The organism is Paenibacillus sp. Aloe-11, assembly GCF_000245715.1.
GTDB lineage: Bacteria > Bacillota > Bacilli > Paenibacillales > Paenibacillaceae > Paenibacillus > Paenibacillus kribbensis.
Map to the genome: position 1 here is coordinate 219,022 of NZ_JH601067.1, position 20,290 is coordinate 239,311.

19 protein-coding genes and 1 riboswitch are annotated in these 20,290 nt (G+C 47.3%); of the genes, 3 read left to right on the forward strand and 16 right to left on the reverse strand.

Annotated elements, in window-relative coordinates; genetic code table 11:
- The 6 genes from WG8_RS22125 to WG8_RS22150 form a co-directional block, all read right to left on the reverse strand.
- Positions 1 to 907, reverse strand: a 907-nt coding sequence (locus WG8_RS22125) for a molybdopterin molybdotransferase MoeA (RefSeq protein WP_442950085.1), incomplete at its 3' end; no start/stop codon positions are given.
- Between the two features lie 131 nt (positions 908 to 1,038).
- Positions 1,039 to 1,794: a DUF4247 domain-containing protein gene (locus tag WG8_RS22130; RefSeq protein ID WP_007432512.1), complete on the reverse strand. Its 756-nt coding sequence runs from the start codon at positions 1,792 to 1,794 to the stop codon at positions 1,039 to 1,041.
- Between the two features lie 13 nt (positions 1,795 to 1,807).
- Positions 1,808 to 2,314, reverse strand: coding sequence for a DUF4178 domain-containing protein (locus tag WG8_RS22135; protein WP_007432513.1), 507 nt, complete (start codon positions 2,312 to 2,314; stop codon positions 1,808 to 1,810).
- A gap of 25 nt (positions 2,315 to 2,339) precedes the next feature.
- A complete protein-coding gene (locus WG8_RS22140; RefSeq protein WP_007432514.1) occupies positions 2,340 to 2,747 on the reverse strand; it encodes a DUF350 domain-containing protein in 408 nt (135 codons plus the stop codon).
- A gap of 130 nt (positions 2,748 to 2,877) precedes the next feature.
- The gene (locus tag WG8_RS22145) at positions 2,878 to 3,546 is read right to left on the reverse strand and encodes a PspA/IM30 family protein (RefSeq protein WP_007432515.1); all 669 of its coding nucleotides are present in this window, start codon (positions 3,544 to 3,546) and stop codon (positions 2,878 to 2,880) included.
- An 85-nt stretch (positions 3,547 to 3,631) separates the two neighbouring features.
- Positions 3,632 to 4,654: an NADH:flavin oxidoreductase/NADH oxidase gene (locus tag WG8_RS22150; RefSeq protein ID WP_007432516.1), complete on the reverse strand. Its 1,023-nt coding sequence runs from the start codon at positions 4,652 to 4,654 to the stop codon at positions 3,632 to 3,634.
- A gap of 310 nt (positions 4,655 to 4,964) precedes the next feature.
- Between WG8_RS22150 and WG8_RS22155 the strand changes: the two genes are divergently transcribed.
- Complete coding sequence (locus tag WG8_RS22155; protein WP_043891330.1) at positions 4,965 to 5,771, forward strand: polysaccharide deacetylase family protein; 807 nt, start codon at positions 4,965 to 4,967, stop codon at positions 5,769 to 5,771.
- A 196-nt stretch (positions 5,772 to 5,967) separates the two neighbouring features.
- Here the strand turns inward: WG8_RS22155 and WG8_RS22160 are convergent, their stop codons facing one another.
- From WG8_RS22160 to WG8_RS22170, 3 genes are all read right to left on the reverse strand, one after another.
- The gene (locus tag WG8_RS22160; protein WP_007432518.1) at positions 5,968 to 6,636 is read right to left on the reverse strand and encodes a 3D domain-containing protein; all 669 of its coding nucleotides are present in this window, start codon (positions 6,634 to 6,636) and stop codon (positions 5,968 to 5,970) included.
- 7 nt (positions 6,637 to 6,643) lie between these two features.
- Positions 6,644 to 6,819: riboswitch (cyclic di-AMP (ydaO/yuaA leader) on the reverse strand.
- A 269-nt stretch (positions 6,820 to 7,088) separates the two neighbouring features.
- Positions 7,089 to 7,811, reverse strand: a complete 723-nt coding sequence (locus WG8_RS22165; protein WP_007432519.1) for an amino acid ABC transporter ATP-binding protein — start codon at positions 7,809 to 7,811, stop codon at positions 7,089 to 7,091.
- The gene (locus tag WG8_RS22170; RefSeq protein WP_007432520.1) at positions 7,798 to 9,261 is read right to left on the reverse strand and encodes an ABC transporter substrate-binding protein/permease; all 1,464 of its coding nucleotides are present in this window, start codon (positions 9,259 to 9,261) and stop codon (positions 7,798 to 7,800) included. Before WG8_RS22170 ends, WG8_RS22165 begins: the two co-directional genes overlap by 14 nt.
- Positions 9,262 to 9,409: 148 nt before the next feature.
- Between WG8_RS22170 and WG8_RS22175 the strand changes: the two genes are divergently transcribed.
- Positions 9,410 to 10,591, forward strand: a complete 1,182-nt coding sequence (locus tag WG8_RS22175; RefSeq protein ID WP_007432521.1) for a M20 family metallopeptidase — start codon at positions 9,410 to 9,412, stop codon at positions 10,589 to 10,591.
- A 118-nt stretch (positions 10,592 to 10,709) separates the two neighbouring features.
- On the opposite strand, the gene glgA is transcribed toward WG8_RS22175, so the two are convergent.
- Positions 10,710 to 12,152, reverse strand: coding sequence for a glycogen synthase GlgA (gene glgA / locus WG8_RS22180; protein ID WP_007432522.1), 1,443 nt, complete (start codon positions 12,150 to 12,152; stop codon positions 10,710 to 10,712).
- Positions 12,153 to 12,173: 21 nt separating this feature from the next.
- The gene (gene glgB / locus WG8_RS22185) at positions 12,174 to 14,096 is read right to left on the reverse strand and encodes a 1,4-alpha-glucan branching protein GlgB (protein WP_007432523.1); all 1,923 of its coding nucleotides are present in this window, start codon (positions 14,094 to 14,096) and stop codon (positions 12,174 to 12,176) included.
- Between the two features lie 181 nt (positions 14,097 to 14,277).
- On the opposite strand from glgB, the gene WG8_RS22190 reads away from it, so the two are divergent.
- Positions 14,278 to 15,504: a glucose-1-phosphate adenylyltransferase gene (locus WG8_RS22190; protein WP_007432524.1), complete on the forward strand. Its 1,227-nt coding sequence runs from the start codon at positions 14,278 to 14,280 to the stop codon at positions 15,502 to 15,504.
- Between the two features lie 90 nt (positions 15,505 to 15,594).
- On the opposite strand, the gene WG8_RS22195 is transcribed toward WG8_RS22190, so the two are convergent.
- From WG8_RS22195 to WG8_RS29065, 5 genes are all read right to left on the reverse strand, one after another.
- Complete coding sequence (locus WG8_RS22195) at positions 15,595 to 17,019, reverse strand: sensor histidine kinase (RefSeq protein WP_007432525.1); 1,425 nt, start codon at positions 17,017 to 17,019, stop codon at positions 15,595 to 15,597.
- A complete protein-coding gene (locus WG8_RS22200; protein WP_007432526.1) occupies positions 17,016 to 17,714 on the reverse strand; it encodes a response regulator transcription factor in 699 nt (232 codons plus the stop codon). Before WG8_RS22200 ends, WG8_RS22195 begins: the two co-directional genes overlap by 4 nt.
- 1 nt (position 17,715) lies before the next feature.
- Positions 17,716 to 19,050, reverse strand: a complete 1,335-nt coding sequence (locus WG8_RS22205) for a hypothetical protein (protein ID WP_007432527.1) — start codon at positions 19,048 to 19,050, stop codon at positions 17,716 to 17,718.
- Entirely contained in the window at positions 19,047 to 19,772 is a 726-nt protein-coding gene (locus WG8_RS22210; RefSeq protein WP_007432528.1) for a phosphonate ABC transporter ATP-binding protein, read from the reverse strand. Before WG8_RS22210 ends, WG8_RS22205 begins: the two co-directional genes overlap by 4 nt.
- Positions 19,773 to 19,854: 82 nt before the next feature.
- A partial coding sequence (locus WG8_RS29065; protein ID WP_007432529.1) for an MFS transporter occupies positions 19,855 to 20,290 on the reverse strand: 436 nt, incomplete at its 5' end.

Below are 20,290 nucleotides of genomic sequence, written 5' to 3' on the forward strand. Positions count from 1 at the left end.
CTGTTGTCACACTGCCCGGACGCATCGTGACCTTGTTGAACAGCATATCTACGTCCTCCTGGCGAACCAGGTCACCCATAATATCATAATCCCCTACCGATACACCGCCGCTCGTAACGACGATATCATAGGCTGCGATTGCTTCACGTACAGCAGCACGGGCCAGATCAAGCTCATCATGAATGGCTTGCAGGATGAAGGGTTCTCCTCCTGCCTCCCTGATTTGAGATGCCAGCATATATGTATTACTGTTTCGAATTTTTCCCGGTTGTAACGGTTCATCCACCGCAAGCAATTCCGAGCCTGTAGAAAAAACGGCCACCCGTGGCTTCCTGTAAACAGGAACCCGATGTACACCAAAGGTAGCCAAAACCGAGATATGCCCCGGTCCCAGGCAAGTTCCTTTACTGAGCAGGAGCTGTCCTTCCTGAATCTCATGACCAATCGGCGTTACATTTTTGCCGATCTCCATACGCTTCTTCAAGCCGACGTATGTCTGTCCATCTTCCTCGCGCAGCTGTGTTGCCTCCAGCATGACAACGGTGTCGGCTCCCTCTGGTAATTGTGCTCCTGTCATAATGCGGGCCGCCAAGCCCGTCTCTACCCGCTTGTCCGATACGGAACCGCATGGAATCTCGTCCACAACGCGCAGCCAAATCTCCTGACCGGACGAGCAGGCATCGGTGTCCGAGCCCAGAATTGCATACCCGTCCATACCAGAGCGACGAAAACGAGGATACGGATGTGGTGCAGTCAAGTCCATCGCTAAATATCGTCCATGCGCCTGCTCCAGCCCTACCTCCTCCCGTTCTCCCTGTTTGACATGCCCCGCGATTCGGCTCTGTGCCTCATCCACCTGAATCGCTTTACGCTGAAATTTTCCCAAGTCTAAAGATGTCTGGTTCATAATGTCACTCCGTTCTTCTGTAGTTCCCCTTTCTGTTATAACTCTAAAACCGCTTTCTGGCAAATCCGCTTCCTGATATGGAACAAAAAACAGCCCGGGATCTCTCCCGAGCTGCTTGAGCTGCATGACCATCATCGTCGACTTCGTCGACTAATCTTGCCTGAGCCACTACGTGTTTTAGGCTTGCTGTAAGATTTGCGCGGTGAGCCAAATATGCTGGAACCGCTGCTGCCCTGATCACGTGAAATCGAGCCTCTGCTTGGTGAACTGCTGCTGGAGCCTCTGTCAAACAAGCTTCCGCCTGATCCGACCGTGGAGTCTGATCCCTTGCCTCGACGAGTTACCGAGCCCTTCCGCTCCACTGTAATCGGAGGAATAGCTTTCTTTTCCTGCACCGTAGGAGCACGGTATTGCCCCTGAGAAGGCCGGTATACATCTCTGCTGGAGTAGCCCCGGTAAGAACCTGAGCCACGCAATGAATCAAAGAGTGCATCCAGCACAGTTGCCGTTAAGTATCCTTTTAGAAAGCTGGAACTGTAATTTTGTTCGACATACTTTTTACTGTCGACCTCAATTAACGTATCTTCCTTCTTGGCTGGGTCTTGCTGCAAATGGTACCATTCATCGCTATATACGAGAAACATCCGCTCATTGTTCTGCGGCGACATTTGCTCCGGTGTACGCTGTTCTTTCAATTCCTCTGCTACTTCTGGAACCGTTTTGCCAGCGGCCCGGTACACGTATGAGGTTGAGTTTCCGCTACCGCTTACCGATTCCAGCGGGTACGTATCTTTCACATTTGGCGCACCGCAGCCGCTTAGCACGGATACGAACAAGCTCAGCGCCACAATAACCTTTAATGCATACTGCCAGGTGCGTTTGCTCATGTGTAACCCTCTCCTAGCTTGCCCGAATAACCTTGACGTCTCCGGTAATCACTTCTTCACCTTCATAAAGCATAAAGCGACCATCCTGCCACTCTACCCGCAGCAGATGATAGTCATCCGACTGGTATTGCCAAACATGCTGTTCTCCACCCTGTCGGAATGGCGCACGCCCCATAACCGTAACATGCCCAGAATATTGCTCCTCCAAATGATACGTTGTATCATCCAATTCCAAAATAGTCGGCACTTCTTCCGGGTTGTCCAACCTGCCATCGATAGCCTGATAAAGTCCAAATTGGAGCGTTTCCCGTTCCTCAATATGAAGGTAGCTGACTTGATTACCATCCTGAAGCGTCAAAACAACGGCATTCCGGGCACGATTATGTACTCGGCCTACCACTTCATAGGTGACAAGCGACACTTCACAGATATCACCCGGATTTAAGTGAAGCATACTCTTCTCCGCTTTTGGCGGCTCAGGCTTGGCAAACAGATTTGAAATTCGTTTCCACACACCCATGATAACTTTCCCTGCCTTTCTTAGCCTAGAAGCATGCTGTAATAATCAAGGCGCCAACCAGATGCAGCGTCCCTGAAAACAGACCAAAACCAATTTTGCCTTCCTGTGTGCCTTTATCCAGATCAAACTGCGCCCAGTACCGCAACAGTAAACGTACAATAATTTCCAAAATAAACAGGATGACAAAAGCAATGACCGAGTACACAAGCGCCTCTAGCAAATTGTTAGCTGTAGCAATGGAACCTGACAAAATGTACCCCTGTGCAATCAGCTTCATAATCATTCGTACCGTTACAGCCATATTACCGGCTTTCACTTCGGCAAAATCCTTATACTTCGTAAATAAAGAGTCGACATACATCAACACGAACAGCAAAACGGCACCCGCACCAGTCCATACCAGCATCGCCTTCATCGTTTCTAAAAAATGCATTTCATCCCATCCTCCACATCTTCTTGACCTTCATTTATGTTGCTTTACGCCTCCAGGCAGGGAAAAGCGAAGGAGAAAACATTTCTCCTTCGCTTCCTAACCATTACGCTGATAGCAATGCTCACACTGCTTATTTATTTTCGTATTGCTTCAACAAAGCAGCAAGCTCGTCGTCCACGGCGCTTTTCTTATCCAGCTCCTTGAACTCCTCATCCAGCGATTTTTCCTTGGAGGACATTTCATTGCTCGCTTCAGCACGCGCTTCTGCTTGCAGCATTTTTTCTTCCATACGCTTCAATCCGGCAGTTGCCGTATCTGAGCTAAAACCGTTCATTGCTTTGTTAATTTCAGTTTGTGCTTTAGCTGCATTATAGCGGGCAACCAGTGTCTCGCGCTTGTTCTTCATTTCTGTCAGCTGTCTGCGCATTTCATCCAGCTTGCCACGCAGGTTATCGGCTGCGGCTTTGTTCTGATCATAACCAGCCTTAAACTCGTTCATCTTTTGCTCGGCAGATTTCTTTTCTTCCAACGCGCGACGGGCCAGATCCACATTTTGTGCTTTCGCTGCGGTATGAGCCTGCTCTTCACGTTTTTTCACCAAAGCCGCTTGCTCTTCATATTGCTGCTTGAATCTCTTTTCAATAGCAATTTGAGCAGCTACCGCTTTCTCGGCATCTTCCAGATCCTCTTGCATATCACGAATGTATTGATCTGTCATTTTGACTGGATCTTCTGCCTTGTCGATAATCGCGTTAATGTTGGACATCGTAAGATCTCTTAATCGTTTGAAAATAGACATGTGAAGTTCCTCCTAGAGTTGAATGCTTAAATTTTAAGCTCTGTACACATGTTTACGCAAGTTTTGCATGAGGGTTTCAAAAATCCTAAAAGCCGCGCAGGTAAGGCTCCGGGATATCCGCTTGTACTTTCAACGCCCGCGATGCATGCAGCGCCCAATAGGGGTCACGCAACATGGCACGGCCTATCGCTACCAAATCCGCCTCTTTCTGCCGAATAACCCGGCTGGCATCCTCATAATCATCCAGTAAGCCGACAGCAATTACGGGCACATTCAGCTTTTCCCGGATGTGATGGGCCAAATCCACCTGATAGCCAGCACGCGCAGACGGACCTCCGCCCGAACCAATCGGCCCCTCGCCACCGGAAGAAATATGAAAAATATCCACACCTGCATCGCGATAGCGTTCCCCTATGCCTGATATGTATTCCACATCATAACCGTCCTCGACATATTCTTTGGCAGATAACCGCATGATCACAGGCATATCAGCAGGAACAACCTCTTTAACAGCACCTACTACCTCAACACCAAACAAAGATAAATCCTGTCCATACTCATCTTCTCTTGTATTGGTTAAAGGGGAATGAAATTGATGGATCAGATAACCATGAGCGCCATGAATCTCAACCGTGTCAAAACCGGCTTCCACTGCGCGACGTGCACCTTCTTTGTAAGCTTGAACCAGTTCCCTGGCTTCAGCTGTCGTCAAGGCGTGCGGTACTTTAAAGCGATCACTAAAGGGTATTGAGGACGGAGCCACAGGCTGCTCAGCATCCTCAGCCTTACGACCGGCATGGCCTAATTGAATTCCAATTTTGGCACCGTATTTGTGAGCTTCCTCCACAATTTTACGATATGCAGGAATATGGTCGTCACTCCAAATGCCCAAATCACGATCCGTAATGCGTCCATCCGGGTGAACCGCTGTCATTTCCACAATAATGAGTCCAGTGCCGCCTACCGCCCGGCTAACGTAATGGACATGATGCCAATCCGTTGGCTTTCCGTCCTTGGCCTCCACGCTGTATTGGCACATCGGGGGCATAACAATCCGATTTTTTAAAGCCAGCCCCTTTAATTGATAAGAAGTAAACAAGTCGGTCACTTTTATCCATCCTTCCTTCAATTCCATGTCTGTACAATTATGAATTGCATCTCCATTATACATCAGTTGTCACAGTATACCGAATCCGTTATCGGGCTAAAACCTGCTAAAATGCTGTTGTTTTCAGTCAGGTTAAGAAAATATGTACGTTTAGCTTCGTCATTTTCACTCATATCCATCATCATATGCTATCATCCCATTGCATATGAGCCTAACCCGATTTAGCGGCATAATTTTAATAGGGCAGGTGCATAATAGCTGAGAGCACCACTAGGTACCACGTACCACTGGACGGAAAGGGGGAATACATATGCCGTACAGAGGAGTGTTACCAAGTATGGCACTGTTACTAGCATTTACGAGTTTTCCTGTTCACGCGGATGTGCCTCCCAGCATCGGAGCGCACCATCCCAAGGAAGCGGCAGTTACTTCTTCTGTACATCAAAGTACAGACCGGACAGCTCCTACCTTAGGCATGCTGCGAAAAAAACATGCCGACATTTTTAAAATGTGCGGCCCGCATACCCGCCAAATTGCCTTAACTTTTGATGATGTACCCGATTCCAGATATACACCACAGGTTTTGGATGTTTTGCACGCGAACGGCATCAAGGCCACCTTTTTTATCGTAGGTCACCGCGCGGAGAGACATCCGGGTATCATCCGCCGTATTATCCGTGAAGGTCATGCGATAGGGAACCATTCTTATACCCATCCGGATTTCAGGAAGGCTACACCAGAACGCTTTCGCAATCAGATTACGAAAACAGAACGTATTTTACAAGCCAGCGCCGGTTTTCGTCCCAAGCTGATTCGTCCACCTTATGGCGAAATCACGGAGCCTCAAATCCAGTGGGCACGTCGCCATGGCTACATGATTGTCAATTGGAATGTAGACTCCCTCGACTGGAAGGGACTAAGTAAAACACAAATCCAGCGCAATGTGATCCCTGCTACCGGGCCCGGCTCCATTATTTTAATGCACGCAGGCGGAGGACAAAGCTCCAACCTGCAAGGCACAGTCCAGGCCCTTCCGGGTCTAATTCAGTCCCTGAAGGCCAAGGGCTACAAATTCGTTACAGTTCCCCGGCTGCTCCACACATCGGAACGGAAATAAAGGGGTTGTTTAAGGAGCGAGCACCGAACTAGATCAACCAAAAAGCTGTCCTGCCAGCAGATGCATTCTGCTAGTCAAGACAGCTTTTTATGTGTGGGCCTGTTTTAAACCTGATCCCATTTATTAAATTGTAAAATCTATGCATTAAGTTTACATAATATATATTATGTTCATTTATTCTGTGTTCAAGGCAATGTTATTTAGCAATAACGTATAATTTCACATTTTGAAAGCCAAAATCGTTCACAAATGATTTGCTGCCAGGAATAAAGATATCAATTCGCTTGCCTGTAATGGCACTGCCTTGATCGCGGGCGACGGCCACAAAAGAATGGTCTGGCAGGCCAGGGTGGGAATACCCTGTAACTAGTACCTTCGTTCCCATCGGAATTACGTTCGGGTCTACCGCAATCGTACCTAGCTTAAGCGGATTGCCGTAGTAGTCTACCGCGCCCCATTTGCCATTTTCATCACCTGCGGCAGAATACGCTGTAGCTTTAACATCAACTACTTTACTGTAATTGAATGTTTTGCCCCATGCTTTAATCGTTGGACCCTCATTTGCTGGTGCTGTCTCCTTAAGAAGCTGTGGCTTCGAATCCGAAGCAGCCTTCACACCTGTGTCGCCAGGCACCTTAATTTGCAGACCTGCATATATGTTGCCCGGGGCAATATTCGGGTTTGCCTTCGTCAGTTCGTCTACCGATACTCCATAACGTTGAGCAAGCAAGAAGAAGGTATCGCCCTCTTTGGCAGCATGTAGCGAAGCGGCATTCGCTACTCCGGCTGTTTGTGCCAGCCCTGCAATAGCTGCGGCAAGCACCGCAAATTTCATGGTTTGTCCAATACGTTTCAGATGTTTCAAAAGATATGTACCTCCTCTGTTATGCCTGCGAAGTTAGCTGTCGGATTCGGACTCAGGAGAAGCCCTATGCTTTTTTGCAATTCACCCCTAGGCAGCTTCCATTCCTATCCGTCTTATGACGAATCGGAATGACTGCCGTTGTTACGTCCCCCGCACTTCCCATAGTTTTGGTCCAAGCATTCGGCGTATATCATGAGCTTTATGCTGGCCCGGCAAGTTTTGGCTTACTGCATAATATCACAATTTTGTAACCTTATCTGCATGAAAATGTTGGGAACCTTGAACATCATACTATATTCATTACAATTTTGTCACTATGAAATCGGTATCTGTTACGAAAATATGGGGAAATAGTGACAGAAAAAGAAAAATCCCTCCTGTCAGACATAGGACTGTGGTCAAGACCCTATTGACTGCGGAGGGGTTGCTTTATAACTTAATGAATCAATTCGTTACAACACTTTGGCAAGAAAATCTCGGGTGCGTTCATGGCTTGGTGTACCAAAAACCTGTTCTGGTGTCCCTTGCTCCACGATTTGGCCCTTATCCATAAAGATGATCCGATCCCCTACCTCACGTGCAAAACCCATTTCATGCGTGACAATCACCATCGTCATGCCGCCTTCAGCGAGCTTTTTCATTACATCGAGAACTTCCCCAACCATTTCAGGGTCCAAAGCAGAAGTAGGCTCATCGAACAGCATCACGTGCGGCTGCATCGCCAAAGCGCGTGCAATCGCAATCCGTTGCTTCTGACCCCCTGATAACTGGTTCGGATAGGTATTCTTTTTATCCTCAAGCCCAACGGTACGCAGGAGCTCCAACGCAATTTTCTCTGCTTCCTTGTTGGACTGACCTTTAACCTGTATTGGTGCAAGTGTCAGGTTTTGCAGCACTGTTTTATGCGGGAACAGGTTAAAATGCTGAAACACCATGCCCATTTTCTCCCGAGTCGCATTAATGTTATGGCCACGGGCCGTTATCGGCTCGCCCTCAAACAAAATCTCGCCGTCTGTCGGCTGCTCCAGCAGATTCATACAACGCAAAAACGTACTTTTTCCCGAACCACTGGGACCGATGATAACGACAACTTCCCCTTTGGCGATTTCTATATCAATTCCCTTTAAAATTTCGTTTTTGCCGAACGATTTACGCAGTTGTTTAACGGTGATCACTGGCTCTCAACTTCCTTTCCCATAAACCCAGCAGCTTGGACAAGCTGAATGTCATTACAAAATAAATAGCGGCCGCGATTAAGAATGGACTTAATCCTTCGTAGGTAATATTCTTGATGACCTGGGCCTGATACATAATATCCACCATACCTATAGTGGAAATAATGGACGATTCTTTAATAATCGTAATAAATTCATTACCGATTGCAGGCAAAATAGACTTAAAGGCTTGCGGTAAAATAACATGACGCATAGCTTTGCCCCGTCCCATACCGAGCGAGCGGGCAGCTTCCATCTGACCACGGTCTACCGCCTGAATACCTGCACGGAAAATTTCAGCCAAGTATGCCGAGCTATTCAGTGACAACGTAATTATACCGGACTGGAGTGGCGTAAAATTGACACCCAGCGTCAGAGCAATCCCGTAGTGGATGATCATGAGCTGCACCAGCATAGGTGTACCACGCAGTACCTCAACGTAAGTCGTCCCCAACCACTCAATAATACGTATACCGCTCATTCGCAGCAAGGATATAATCAAACCAATGACAAATCCGAACAGTACTCCGAGCGCAGACAGCAACAGCGTGTAGCCAATTCCTGTAGCGTATAAGCTGCGATATTTCCAAAAAATATCAACAATACTATTGGAAGAAACCTGACGATCGGCAGACAGGGCACTCGCTTCTGTCGAAAACTTCTCAATAGAACCATCTGCTTTCAAGCGAGCGAGCGTTTTATTTACAGAGGCTAGCAGTTCTGTATTCCCCTTGCGAATACCTACGGCTGTCTCTGCTCCCTCATCCTCAGGCACCGCCTTGGCAAGCGTTACAGTACCGTCCAGTGTGTATCCTTTGGCAACTGTATCCTCAATCACGACAGCGTTGATACGATTTGTCCGCAGCTGAAGCACCAGGTCGGATATTTTATCCAGCGAGGTTACAGAGGCATTGGGCACTTTTTGAGCGATTTCTTCCTGGATACTGCCCTTTTGCGCGCCGAGCTTCTCGCCTTTCAGAGCCGCCATCGTCGGATATTTGTCCTTATCCTCCGGGCGTACCATTATGACTTGCTTGGAGCGGTAGTATACGTCGGAAAAATCAATGCTCTTTCTGCGTTCATCCGTTGGTGTCATACCGGACAGCACCAAGTCTACGCGCCCACTTTGCAGGGCAGGCAGCAAGGAGTCGAAGCTCATGTCCTCGGGGACCATCTCCGCACCCAGATCCTTGGCGATTTCCTTGGCGATTTCAACATCGAACCCAACAATGGTATCCTTACCGTTAATAACTTTATGAAACTCATACGGTGGAAAGTCGGCACTCATGCCCACTACAAGTTTTTTTTGTGGCTTTGCTTCCGTTCCATATGCAGTGAGCATGGGAAGGCCAGCCAACAGCAAGATAACCGCCGTCAAAATCAGGGCGGTAAAACGATATAGCTTTTTCAATCTTTTTTTCTCCCCTTAAATTCTTTATAATAAATAAGATTGTGTCATTATAAATGAATATGCATGATTATGCAATGAATGTTATAGTACAATTTCAGCGTATCTGACGCAGTACCTACATTACAGCTTATATAAAGGAGTTTTCAACATGGATTTTAAACAGAGCATTCAGCAGACCATTGAGCAGCATGCCCAGCGCTTTAAGGACATTTCGTTATTTATTGGCGCGAATCCTGAGCTTGGTAATGAGGAATTTCTGGCCGCTGCCCGTTTAAAAGAAGAACTCGTCTTTCACGGATTTGAGGTTCAGGCACCTGTGTTGGGCATAGAAACAGCCTTTATTGCAACTTATAAAGCAGCCAAGCCCGGACCAATTATCGCTTTTCTGGCGGAATATGACGCTCTGAAAGGACTCGGACATGCCTGCGGACACCATTTGATCTGCATGATGAGTACCGGAGCTGCCGTCGGTCTCAAATCCGTCATCGATGAGGTTGGTGGAGAAGTACGGGTATATGGCACACCTGCCGAAGAAACACGCGGTGCAAAGGTTCCGATGGCCGCTGCTGGATTGTTTGATGATTGCGACATAGCACTTATGACGCATCCCTATGACCACTACGAGAAATCAGGTAAATCGCTGGCAATGGATGCTGTACAATTTGAATTTTTTGGTCAATCTGCTCACGCGGCGGCCAGTCCGCATGAAGGCATTAACGCACTGGATGCAGTGATCCAAACGTTCAACGGCATCAATGCGTTTCGCCAACAGGTGAAAAGTACAGTACGTATCCATGGCATTATCAATCATGGTGGGCAGGCAGCCAACATCATTCCAGATTACGCTTCTGCCCAGTTTTATGTGCGAGCGGCTACACGTCATGAACTGAACACGCTGACCCGCCGAGTTATTCAAATTGCCGAAGGAGCGGCTTTACAAGCTGGATGTCGGCTGGAGACCTCCAATTACGAGACTTCTTATGATGAAATGGTGACTAACCGCGTGCTTTCCGATACCTTTACTGCAAATTTGGTGCAGACCGGAATTGCACTAGAGGACATAACGGAAGGTGAAGATCACGGCTCCATGGATATCGGAAACGTATCGCTGCATTGCCCTGCCATTCATCCGTACATTCAAGTTATTGACGAGAAGCATGCCCTGCATACACCTGAATTCCGCGATTTGGCGATGCAGGACCGGGCTATGGAAGGAATGCTCCTGGCGGCGAGAACCTTGGCATGGACTGCTTGTGATGTCATCACGAACCCTGAACTGCTGGCACAAATTAAAGAAGAATTCGCTCTGTTAAAAAACGGAACTTCTTAAGCTTACTCCTCTTTCTTTCCAGAAAGGAGCAGCCATATATGAACCCATTCTACAGCCAAAAGGGACATTCCTCAGCCATCACTGGCTAAAGGGATGCCCCTTTTTTAGTCAAATTCAATCAATCGGACTTTGTTAGCGAACGGTAAATATCCATATACGCTTCGGCTGACACATCCCAGCTATACTCTCCTGCAAAAGCCGTCTGTGTAAGTCTGGACCAATGCTCAGGCAGGCGATAAAAATCAACAGCACGACGAATCGTATGCAACATGTCATGTGCGTTATAGTTCGTGAAACTAAAGCCGTTTCCTTCCCCTGTGGATTCATTGTAAGCTTGCACGGTGTCGTTCAGCCCACCTGTTTCTCGCACAATTGGAATACTTCCATAACGAAGCGCCAGCAGTTGGCTGATTCCGCAAGGCTCAAACCTCGACGGCATCAAAAACATATCGCTTGCAGCATATATTTTTCGTGACAAAGGCTCGCTGAAGGTAAGCTGCGCTGACATTCTAGCAGGATGGCGCCCCGCCGCCTCCCGGAACCAGTGCTCAAAGGCAGGATCTCCTGTGCCCAGCACGACAAATTGAATATCATCATAATATAAAATCTCGTCAAGCACTCTGGTTACCAGATCAAGCCCCTTCATATCGACAAGCCGGGTGACCATGGCCATTAAAGGCACATCCGAACGAATCGGTAGCCCCAGTTCCTTTTGCAGGCCAATTTTGTTTTCCTTCTTCTTGGCCAAACTGGTACGATACTTCGTATAAATACGATTGTCCGTGGCAGGATTATAGCTTGTGGTATCAATTCCATTCACAATCCCTGACAGGCATCCCTGCTCTCCCAGCTTGTGAAGCAGACCCTCTAACCCATATCCGTAAAACTCCGTCTGGATCTCCTCAGCATAGGTTGGACTCACAGTTGTGACATGATCCGAGTAAGTAAGTCCCCCCTTCATAAAATTCAATCTGCCGTAATACTCCACACCCTCGGGGGTAAAATAGCTACCATCCAGGTTCAGCAGTTCTGTTAAGACCTCATATGGAAAATCCCCCTGATACAGCAAATTATGTATCGTAAACACCGTGCGAATTTCGCTGTAAAAGGGCAAATGGCGATAATCAGCATGCAGAAGCAGCGGAACCATGGCTGTATGCCAGTCATGACAATGCAGAATATCCGGGCGAAAATCCAGATCAGGAAGTATTTCCAAAACGGCCCTGTTAAAAAAGGAAAAGCGCTCGCCATCATCCATGTAGCCGTAAACGCCTTCGCGACCGAAGTAATATTCGTTATCTATAAAATAAACCTTGATTCCGTCCAACGTCAGTTCCTCTACTCCACAATATTGCTCGCGCCAGCCCACAGGTACATGCTTTATCGTTACAGGCCGCAATGAACTCTTATACGTATCAGGAATCCCCGCATATTTAGGCAAAATGATGCGGACGTCACACCCCGCCTGACGAAGTGCCTTCGGCAGTGCGCCAATGACGTCAGCCAACCCACCTGTTTTAATAAATGGATGTGCTTCTGCTGCCGCAAACAAAATATTCATATGGTCTTCCTCCCTATGTGGTTAGTCTGCTTTTTTAGGCCTCCGGGGCACCTTCTTGAGTATAACAATACTGAGGGGTGGAATGGTCACCTCCAGGCTGTAAAGCTGTCCGTGGCAAGGAATTTTGGCGGTTCGGATCACTCCGGAATTCAACTGTCCGCTCCCTCCAAAATCCTTATGATCGCTATTCAGCATTTCCATATAGCTTCCTGCCTTTTGCAGTCCAATTCGATAATTTTCTCTTTGCACAGGCTGAAAATTAATAAGCACAACCAGCGTATCTCCCGGCTTTTTCCCTTTACGCAAATACGTAATTACGCTCTGCCTACGGTCTTCCGCCTCAATCCACTGATAGCCGTCCCACGAATGATCCAGCTCCCATAATGCCTTTTCCTGAATATACAAATGATTCAGCGCTTTCGTATAGACATGCACAGACCGATGACTGTCATAATCCAGCAAAAACCAGTCGAGCTGATCCTGATCCTTCCATTCAATAAATTGGCCAAATTCCCCGCCCATAAATAAGAGCTTTTTACCTGGTGAGGTTATTTGGTAGCCGAGAAGCGCTCGCAGTCCGGCAAATTTTTGCTCATAAGTGCCCGGCATTTTATCAAGCAGCGACTTTTTACCATGTACGACCTCATCATGCGACAACGGCAGTGTAAAATTTTCGCTGTATGCATAGGCTATGGGGAACGTCAGCAAATTATGGCGCTCAGGCCGACGGTCGAAATCCGTTTGAACATAATCAAGCGTATCGTTCATCCAGCCCATGTTCCATTTATAGTTAAAACCAAGCCCCCCATCGCTTACCGGGGAGGTCACCATTGGCCAGGCACTGGACTCCTCTGCCATCATAAGGGCATATGGATAATAGCGGAATACAGTCTCATTCAGTTGTTGAAGGAAAGCGATCGCCTCCTCATTTTCGACGCCTCCTTTGGAGTTCATACAATATTGTCCATCCTGCTTTTCAAAATCGAGGCGCAACATACTCGTCACTGCATCCACACGCAGGCCATCTATATGGTACATCTCCATCCAGAACAACGCGTTAGAGATCAAAAAGGAACGTACTTCCGGCTTGCTATAATCAAACGTCAATGTCCCCCAGCCAGGTTTTTCTGCAATTAGCGGGTCCGCGTATTCAAACAGTGGCGACCCGTCAAATCGTCTCAATCCATGAGCATCTTTCGCAAAATGAGCCGGAACCCAATCCATAAGCACTCCAATTCCCGCCTGATGACAACGATCCACCAAATACATAAAATCATGCGGCTCACCGTAACGGCTTGTCAGTGCAAAGTATCCCGTAAGCTGATATCCCCAAGAAAGGTCATATGGATGCTCACTCAACGGCATAAGTTCAATATGTGTATACCCCATATCGCTCACATAAGGCACAAGAAGCTCTGCCATTTCCCTGTATGTATAAAACGTTCCGTCTTCTTTTTGCCTCCAAGTACCGAGATGGACCTCGTATATATGAAGAGGCTTTCCATATAGTACTCTGCGTTTTCGGCGCCAAACCGCATCATTCCAATGATATCCATCTAAAGAAGCGACCACAGAAGCCGTTGCCGGTCTCACCTCAGCACGAACCGCATAGGGGTCTGCTTTCAGAAAACGTTCACCGTTTGCACCCGTAATATCGTATTTGTAAAAAGTTCCTTGGGATATCCTCGGAAAAAAACGACTCCAAAAACCTGATTTGGGAACTCTATATAAGGAATCCTGTTCCCCATTCCAGTTGTTACGATCTGTAGCAAGCCCGACATGGAGAGCATGAGGAGCCCAGACCGTAAAACGGACGCCCTGTTCTCCGTTCTCCACAGTAAGGTGGGAACCCAAAGATCGGTAGCTGAAATAAAGCGTTCCTTCATGAAACAAATAAATATCTTCCGATGATACAGCCTGTTGCGGAAGAGTTTGCTTTGTCATCACGTCACCACCCTTATATGTTTGTATCATTACCCCATTCTAGCCACAATGAACAGAAAAATGACTACGAAAAAAATAAACCTTGGTTTTTGGGGTATCTTATACACCTGATGGTTTCAAGAGCACCCCATACCGTTTATGTATGTACTACAACAGGCAACTAAACCGGGAGGGAAACGAAATGTTTAACAAAGAATGCATTGCCATGCTACTGGCAGGCGGAGAGGGACGCCGTCTTGCCCCCCTTACTTCAACGATTGCAAAGCCCGCCGTACCTTTTGGCGGTCATTACCGAATTATCGATTTTCCTCTCAGCAATTGCGTAAATTCGGACATTGACACGGTGGGTGTACTGACGCAATATGAGGCGGAATCCTTACACGAGCATATTGGAGACGGGACACCTTGGGGGCTTACAAAAACAGACGACAAAGGAATTACGCTGCTCCCATCCTATAATACAGGTAATGCTGAATATTTGGGAACAGCAGACGCTATTCATAAAAATATCGAGTATGTAGACAGCCAGAATCCAGAGCATGTGCTTATTTTATCCGGTGATCATATTTACTACATGGATTATCGTGAAATGCTGGACTACCACAAAGGTAAAGGTGCCGCGGCTACGATTTCTGTTATGGAGGTTCCTTGGGATGAAGCGCACCGCTTTGGTGTTATGAGTGCCGATACAGATTTGCGCATTACGGAATTTGCCGAGAAGCCGGAAAAACCAGAAAGTAATTTGGCCTCTATGGGAATTTATCTTTTCAAATGGGATTACTTGAAAAGTTATCTACTGGAGGACGCACTGGATGATCAATCCAGTCATGATTTTGGTAAAGACATCATTCCCAAAATGCTGGCAGATCAAGAATCCTTGTACGTTTATGAATTTCAGGGCTATTGGAAGGACGTAGGTACCGTTAAGAGTTTATGGGATTCTCACATGGACCTGCTGCAAGAGAATTGCGCAATTGATCTTCAACGGACGGACTGGCCTATGTACACGCGGGAACGCCGCACAAGATTGAGTGCGCACAAGCTAACTAACCGTATAGCACCGCCTATGGGCAGCCTATTGCACGACTCCTGCCAGGTCGAAGGTCAAATTGAACGCTCTGTCATATTTGGTGATGTTGAGGTAGGTAAAGGCTCAGTTATTAAAGATAGTATCATTATGCCTGACACGCGTATCGGGCGCAATGTGCACATTGAGCATGCGATTGTCGGCGAAGGTGCGGTCATTCGTGACGGTGCCGTCATCAAAGGGAACCCGAGCGAAATTATGGTCATCGGGCCCAATGAAACGGTATTTGGCAAAATGGCGGTGCGTCCGCAAACAGCTCGTATGCTGAAAGAAGCCTATGAGCGTAATACACGCCTGCGTGCTGAAGGCTTTACTTCATAAACAGTACGCATAATTTAAAACAGCCAGCCCTCCAATATGACGAGGACTGGCTGTTTTAATGAAACCTGTAACCAGCTTCGAGTATACATTCTAGCCTTCCATAAGCTGCGGCGGTTCCTTGGCCTGCTCGGCTTGCAAAGCAGGCAGTGAAACTGTAATCGTGGTTCCTGCTCCCAGTTCACTTCTGATGAGCATTTGTCCATGGTGGAGTTCTACAAACTGCTGTGAAATTGCCAATCCCAGTCCTGTACCGCCATTCTGATGGTCTACCTGGAAAAAGCGATCTCTTACTCTGGCCAGGTTTTCTTCACTAATCCCAATTCCTGTATCCTGGACCGATATCTCAATATTGTCCCCAATCCGTTGCAGAGACAGAAAAATAATCGAGCTTTCATGCGAAAACTTGATCGCATTATCCACAATGTTCAGAAACACCTGCTTCAGACGATTACCATCTCCATGCACGAGATATGCCGTCTCCTCTGCATCCAGTTGGAGCTTAATTTGCTTCATTTCCGCCTTGGCCCATACGTTCAGCATAATTTCCTGCAGCAACTCCCGCAGATCCACCGTTCCCATGACAAGCTTCATGGCGTTTTGTTCCAGCTTTGAAAAATCGAGAATTTCCTCTACCAAGCCGATCAACCGATCCGTCTCCTTGGATATAATCTGCATCCCGATCTTCGTTTCTTCCGGGTCATAGCCGCCAGAATTCAACGTTTCACTCCAGCCCTTTATGGAAGTAAGCGGGGTACGCAGCTCATGGGATATGGATGAAATAAAATCATCCTTGATTTGATTCGTTCTAACAATCTCCTGTGCCATATAATTCAGCGTCGAAGCCAGTTCCCCCAGCTCATAGCGGTAATCGCCTTTGATGCGTGCATCAAACCGCCCCTGCGCCATCTGGGCAGATACATCGCGGATATTGTTAATGGGTCTGACAATGGAATTGGCGAGACCTGTACTCACTACAAACACTATAATCAGTACAGCTGCCATGATTCCCACGGAAAACACCGTAATGGTGAACAACTTGTCATTTACCAATTCCAGCGAGGTTGTATACCGGATAATGTACACTTGATCTCCGACGATGTTGTCCAGTTTTTTGGATACTGCCATCACCTGCTGGCCCGTACCCGGTTGCTTTCCGATCCATTTTCCCATATCTCCGGCTTGCGCCTGTGTCACATCACTCGTCTGCACACTTAGATCTGCCGCAAAATTCGTCGAGTTATCAATGACATTTCCCTGTTCATCGAGCAATTGCAGTTCCGTGCCATTTAGGGAAAATGTATTCAACAAATACGATTGCAAGGATTGCTCCGGCTCTTTGAATTTGGATGCAAACTCACTTACCGATGAGATGCGATTCTCGATTTTTTTATAGATGGAGTCATAATAATACGACCGGATGAGAAGCATGAAAATGACCTCAACTAACAGAAGCGCCAAGAACACTACGAAAAAATAGTGCAGCACAATCTGTCTGCGAATCCCTTTTTTGATCATTGAGACTGACCTTTCCATTTATATCCATGTCCCCACACTGTTTGTAAAAAAGCGGGCTCGGAAGGGTTGTTTTCGATTTTCTGCCGCAAACGTCGGATGTTCACATCCACAATTTTCGGATCGCCCATATATTCCTTGCCCCAAACGTGGTCAAGCAGAACATCTCGGCTGAGCGGTGTGTTTTCTTTTTCCAGGAAAAATTGAATCAGCGAGAACTCTGTTGGTGTCAGCTCGATCAGCTGCCCGTTTTTCTTAAATTGCTTGGCAATCAAATCCAGCGTAAACGGACCGGACTGGAAGGATACCTTGGCTGCTGTCTCGCGATGCACATTCACCCTGCGCAGTAACGACTGAATACGTGCAATCAGTTCCGTCGGGCTGAAAGGCTTGCTCACATGATCATCAGCCCCCACGGACAAGGCATATACCTTATCCTGCTCCTGTACCTTAGCTGTGAGAAAAATAATGCCGATACGCTCATTCGTTTCCCTAATTCTCCGACAAACCTCAAAGCCATCCATTCCAGGCACCATCACGTCAAGCAGCGCGATATCAATATCCCGCACCGTGTTCAAAATATTTAGTGCCTCATGCCCTTCCGATGCCTCCAACACCTCAAAACCGTTGCGTTTCAAATTAATAACGATAAAACTACGGATGGATTCCTCGTCCTCCATAATTAAAACTTTACTCACTCTACTCTACCTGCCTTTCCCCCAGCTTGTTTTTAATCGGTTTATGTGGTTCCAGCTCACTGGATCGCTTAATGCCAATCACCTGTGCATTCGTTCGCCACAGTTGACTATAACCTTCGTTGTTTCGTTCCCATTGTGACAACGAGAAATATTTTATTTCCGCTACCGTCTTATCTGTATCGCTCAGAATGAACCGCAAATAGCTGTCCTTCCTTGAAACCTTTGGATCAATGGTCACCTTGCCGTGCAGCTCCTTCGGTAACCTGAAATAAACCTGCTCATTGGAATCACGATACTGCTGCTGCTTGAAAATCGTCCCTTTCTTCCCGTCCCACTGATAGAACGATACAAAATACGGAACCTCATCCAGCGGCTTGTTGCTCCAGCCCTTAGGCTTCTCCAAATTACCAAATTCCAGAATACCGTCACCATCCACATCACCACTGGCGATGGTCGCATCCTTGAAAGTAACATCCATAAGATTAAGCTTCCTGAGCTTTCCGTGATCCATCACAATGACATTGGAAACGGTAGTAGTCTGGGCAATTTTGGTATCAATAATGATCCCCTGCCTATCCTCCGCTACCTTGCCAGCGACGACATTATAGACACTTAAGACCTGACTGTCCAAATCCAGCGATCCGATTTCCTTAAAGGTTCCCCCGCTGAATTGGAATGTTTTGACCGTAAAGAATTCATTGCGACGGAGCAAAATAATCGTCAAGTCATTCAGTTTATCCCCGTTCAAATCCATCTTGTTATGTTTAAAATCGTCTACGACAAAATCCGTATAGCCTGTAGCATAAATTTTCTCCAGGGTTCCTCCAGTATAAGAATATACGATAAGCCCCTTCTGATCTACGTTGTCGCCACTATCTCCGCTCGAAAAACCCGCAACAATATCGAGCGTACCGTCATTCGTTAAGTCCACGAGCTTAAATGATTCCAATACGGTGCCTTCTCCATCAAACGTCAGCTTCTTTACCCATGTCCCGCCCTGATCCTCAAACAAGGCACCATGTATTTTTACACTCTCATCCGGCGTTTCATAAAAGAGCACTGCCTCGTCTGTGCCATCATTGTTCAAATCCCCGGTCCGGATGGGTGTCGGGTCATCCGGGTCATTCGGCCTTAGCGGCTGCACCCCTCCTAGTTGCGTAATCACTGCGCCATTCAGCTGCTGTTTCTCGTCAGACATCGTCGGTGTCTGCATTAGCGAAACCGGGTCGCTAATGACATTACAACCGCTCAAAAATCCAGCAAGGAGCAGCAAGGGACAGCAGCCAGCCAACATTCTCAACAGCATTATTTTCACTTCACTTGCCGTTCCCTTCATAATTTGTTCTTTTCTGCTTGTGTCAACCGTCTGCCCTGGATATCAAACACCAATTCGCCATTGTTCAGTCCCCATATACGGGATGCAAAGCTTTCAGCCATTTCCAGCGGCAGTACAGTAATGATCGTCACCCGTTCATCAGAAGCCAGCTTGCGGAAGGTATCCATCACATGTGACGCTGAAGTTGGATCAAGACCATTTACAGGCTCATCAGCCAAAATAACCCTGGCTCCATGAACGAGAGCACGTGCTGTCGCCACTCGCTGTCGTTCGCCGCCGCTGAGCTTGTCGCATTTATCATGTGCCTTATCCAGCAGTCCCAGTTCCTCCAGTACATCCATCGCTCCCATATAATCGTCAGAGCGAACCATACCAGTCGCCATTCTCCACCATGGAGTTTGACCGGATCTGCCGATGAGCACATTTTTGAGAGCGGTCCGATTCATATTTAGATGCGGATTTTGCTCCAGGTATGCCCATTCGCGCTTTATTTTCATCTTGCCCGTCCAACCGGATTTCAGCACATCATTGCCATCTACAATCAAACTGCCTTCTTGCCATGGTTCTTGCAAAGCAAGACAGCGAAGCAGCGTTGTTTTGCCACTCCCGCTTGGTCCCACTATGGCAATGAGCTCGCCCTGATGAATTTCAGCATCAATTCCTCGAAGTAACGGGGTACGCTCAGGACCCACTTGCCTGGTCAGCTTCTGAATTTTAATCATCTATGTGATTCCCCTTTGTCCGCCATCAATATTGTCTATAGTTTATAGCAAATATAAAACAAATGCCATGCTAACCGCAGTTTTAAGCCGTCAATGCTCTTTTTTTGGCCAACAGCCCCAGCAAGCCAAAAACGACGTAGCTGCCTCCAAGAACGATAAACATACTTCCTTGGGTCCCAAAGTCCAGCAGACCTCCGCTAATATTAGGTCCGATCACGCTTCCCAGATTAAAATGAAAGGATGCCAGTACATTGGCGGCTGCCAAAAATGATTTGGGCAGCAGATCAGCAGCATAAGCCAAGCCGAGGGAGAAAAAAGAACCCACCAAGCCTCCGGCTATGGTCAGCAATACTAAAGTGAACATAAAATGATTGCCGCTCCAGGGCAACAGCATAAAGGTCAAGCCACCTGCTATACCTACGCTCATTAGCACCTTTTTACGTCCCCAGCGGTCACTTAAAATACCTAGCGGGAGCTGTAGCACCAACCCACCCAAGCTGACAAACGGCAGCAATGCG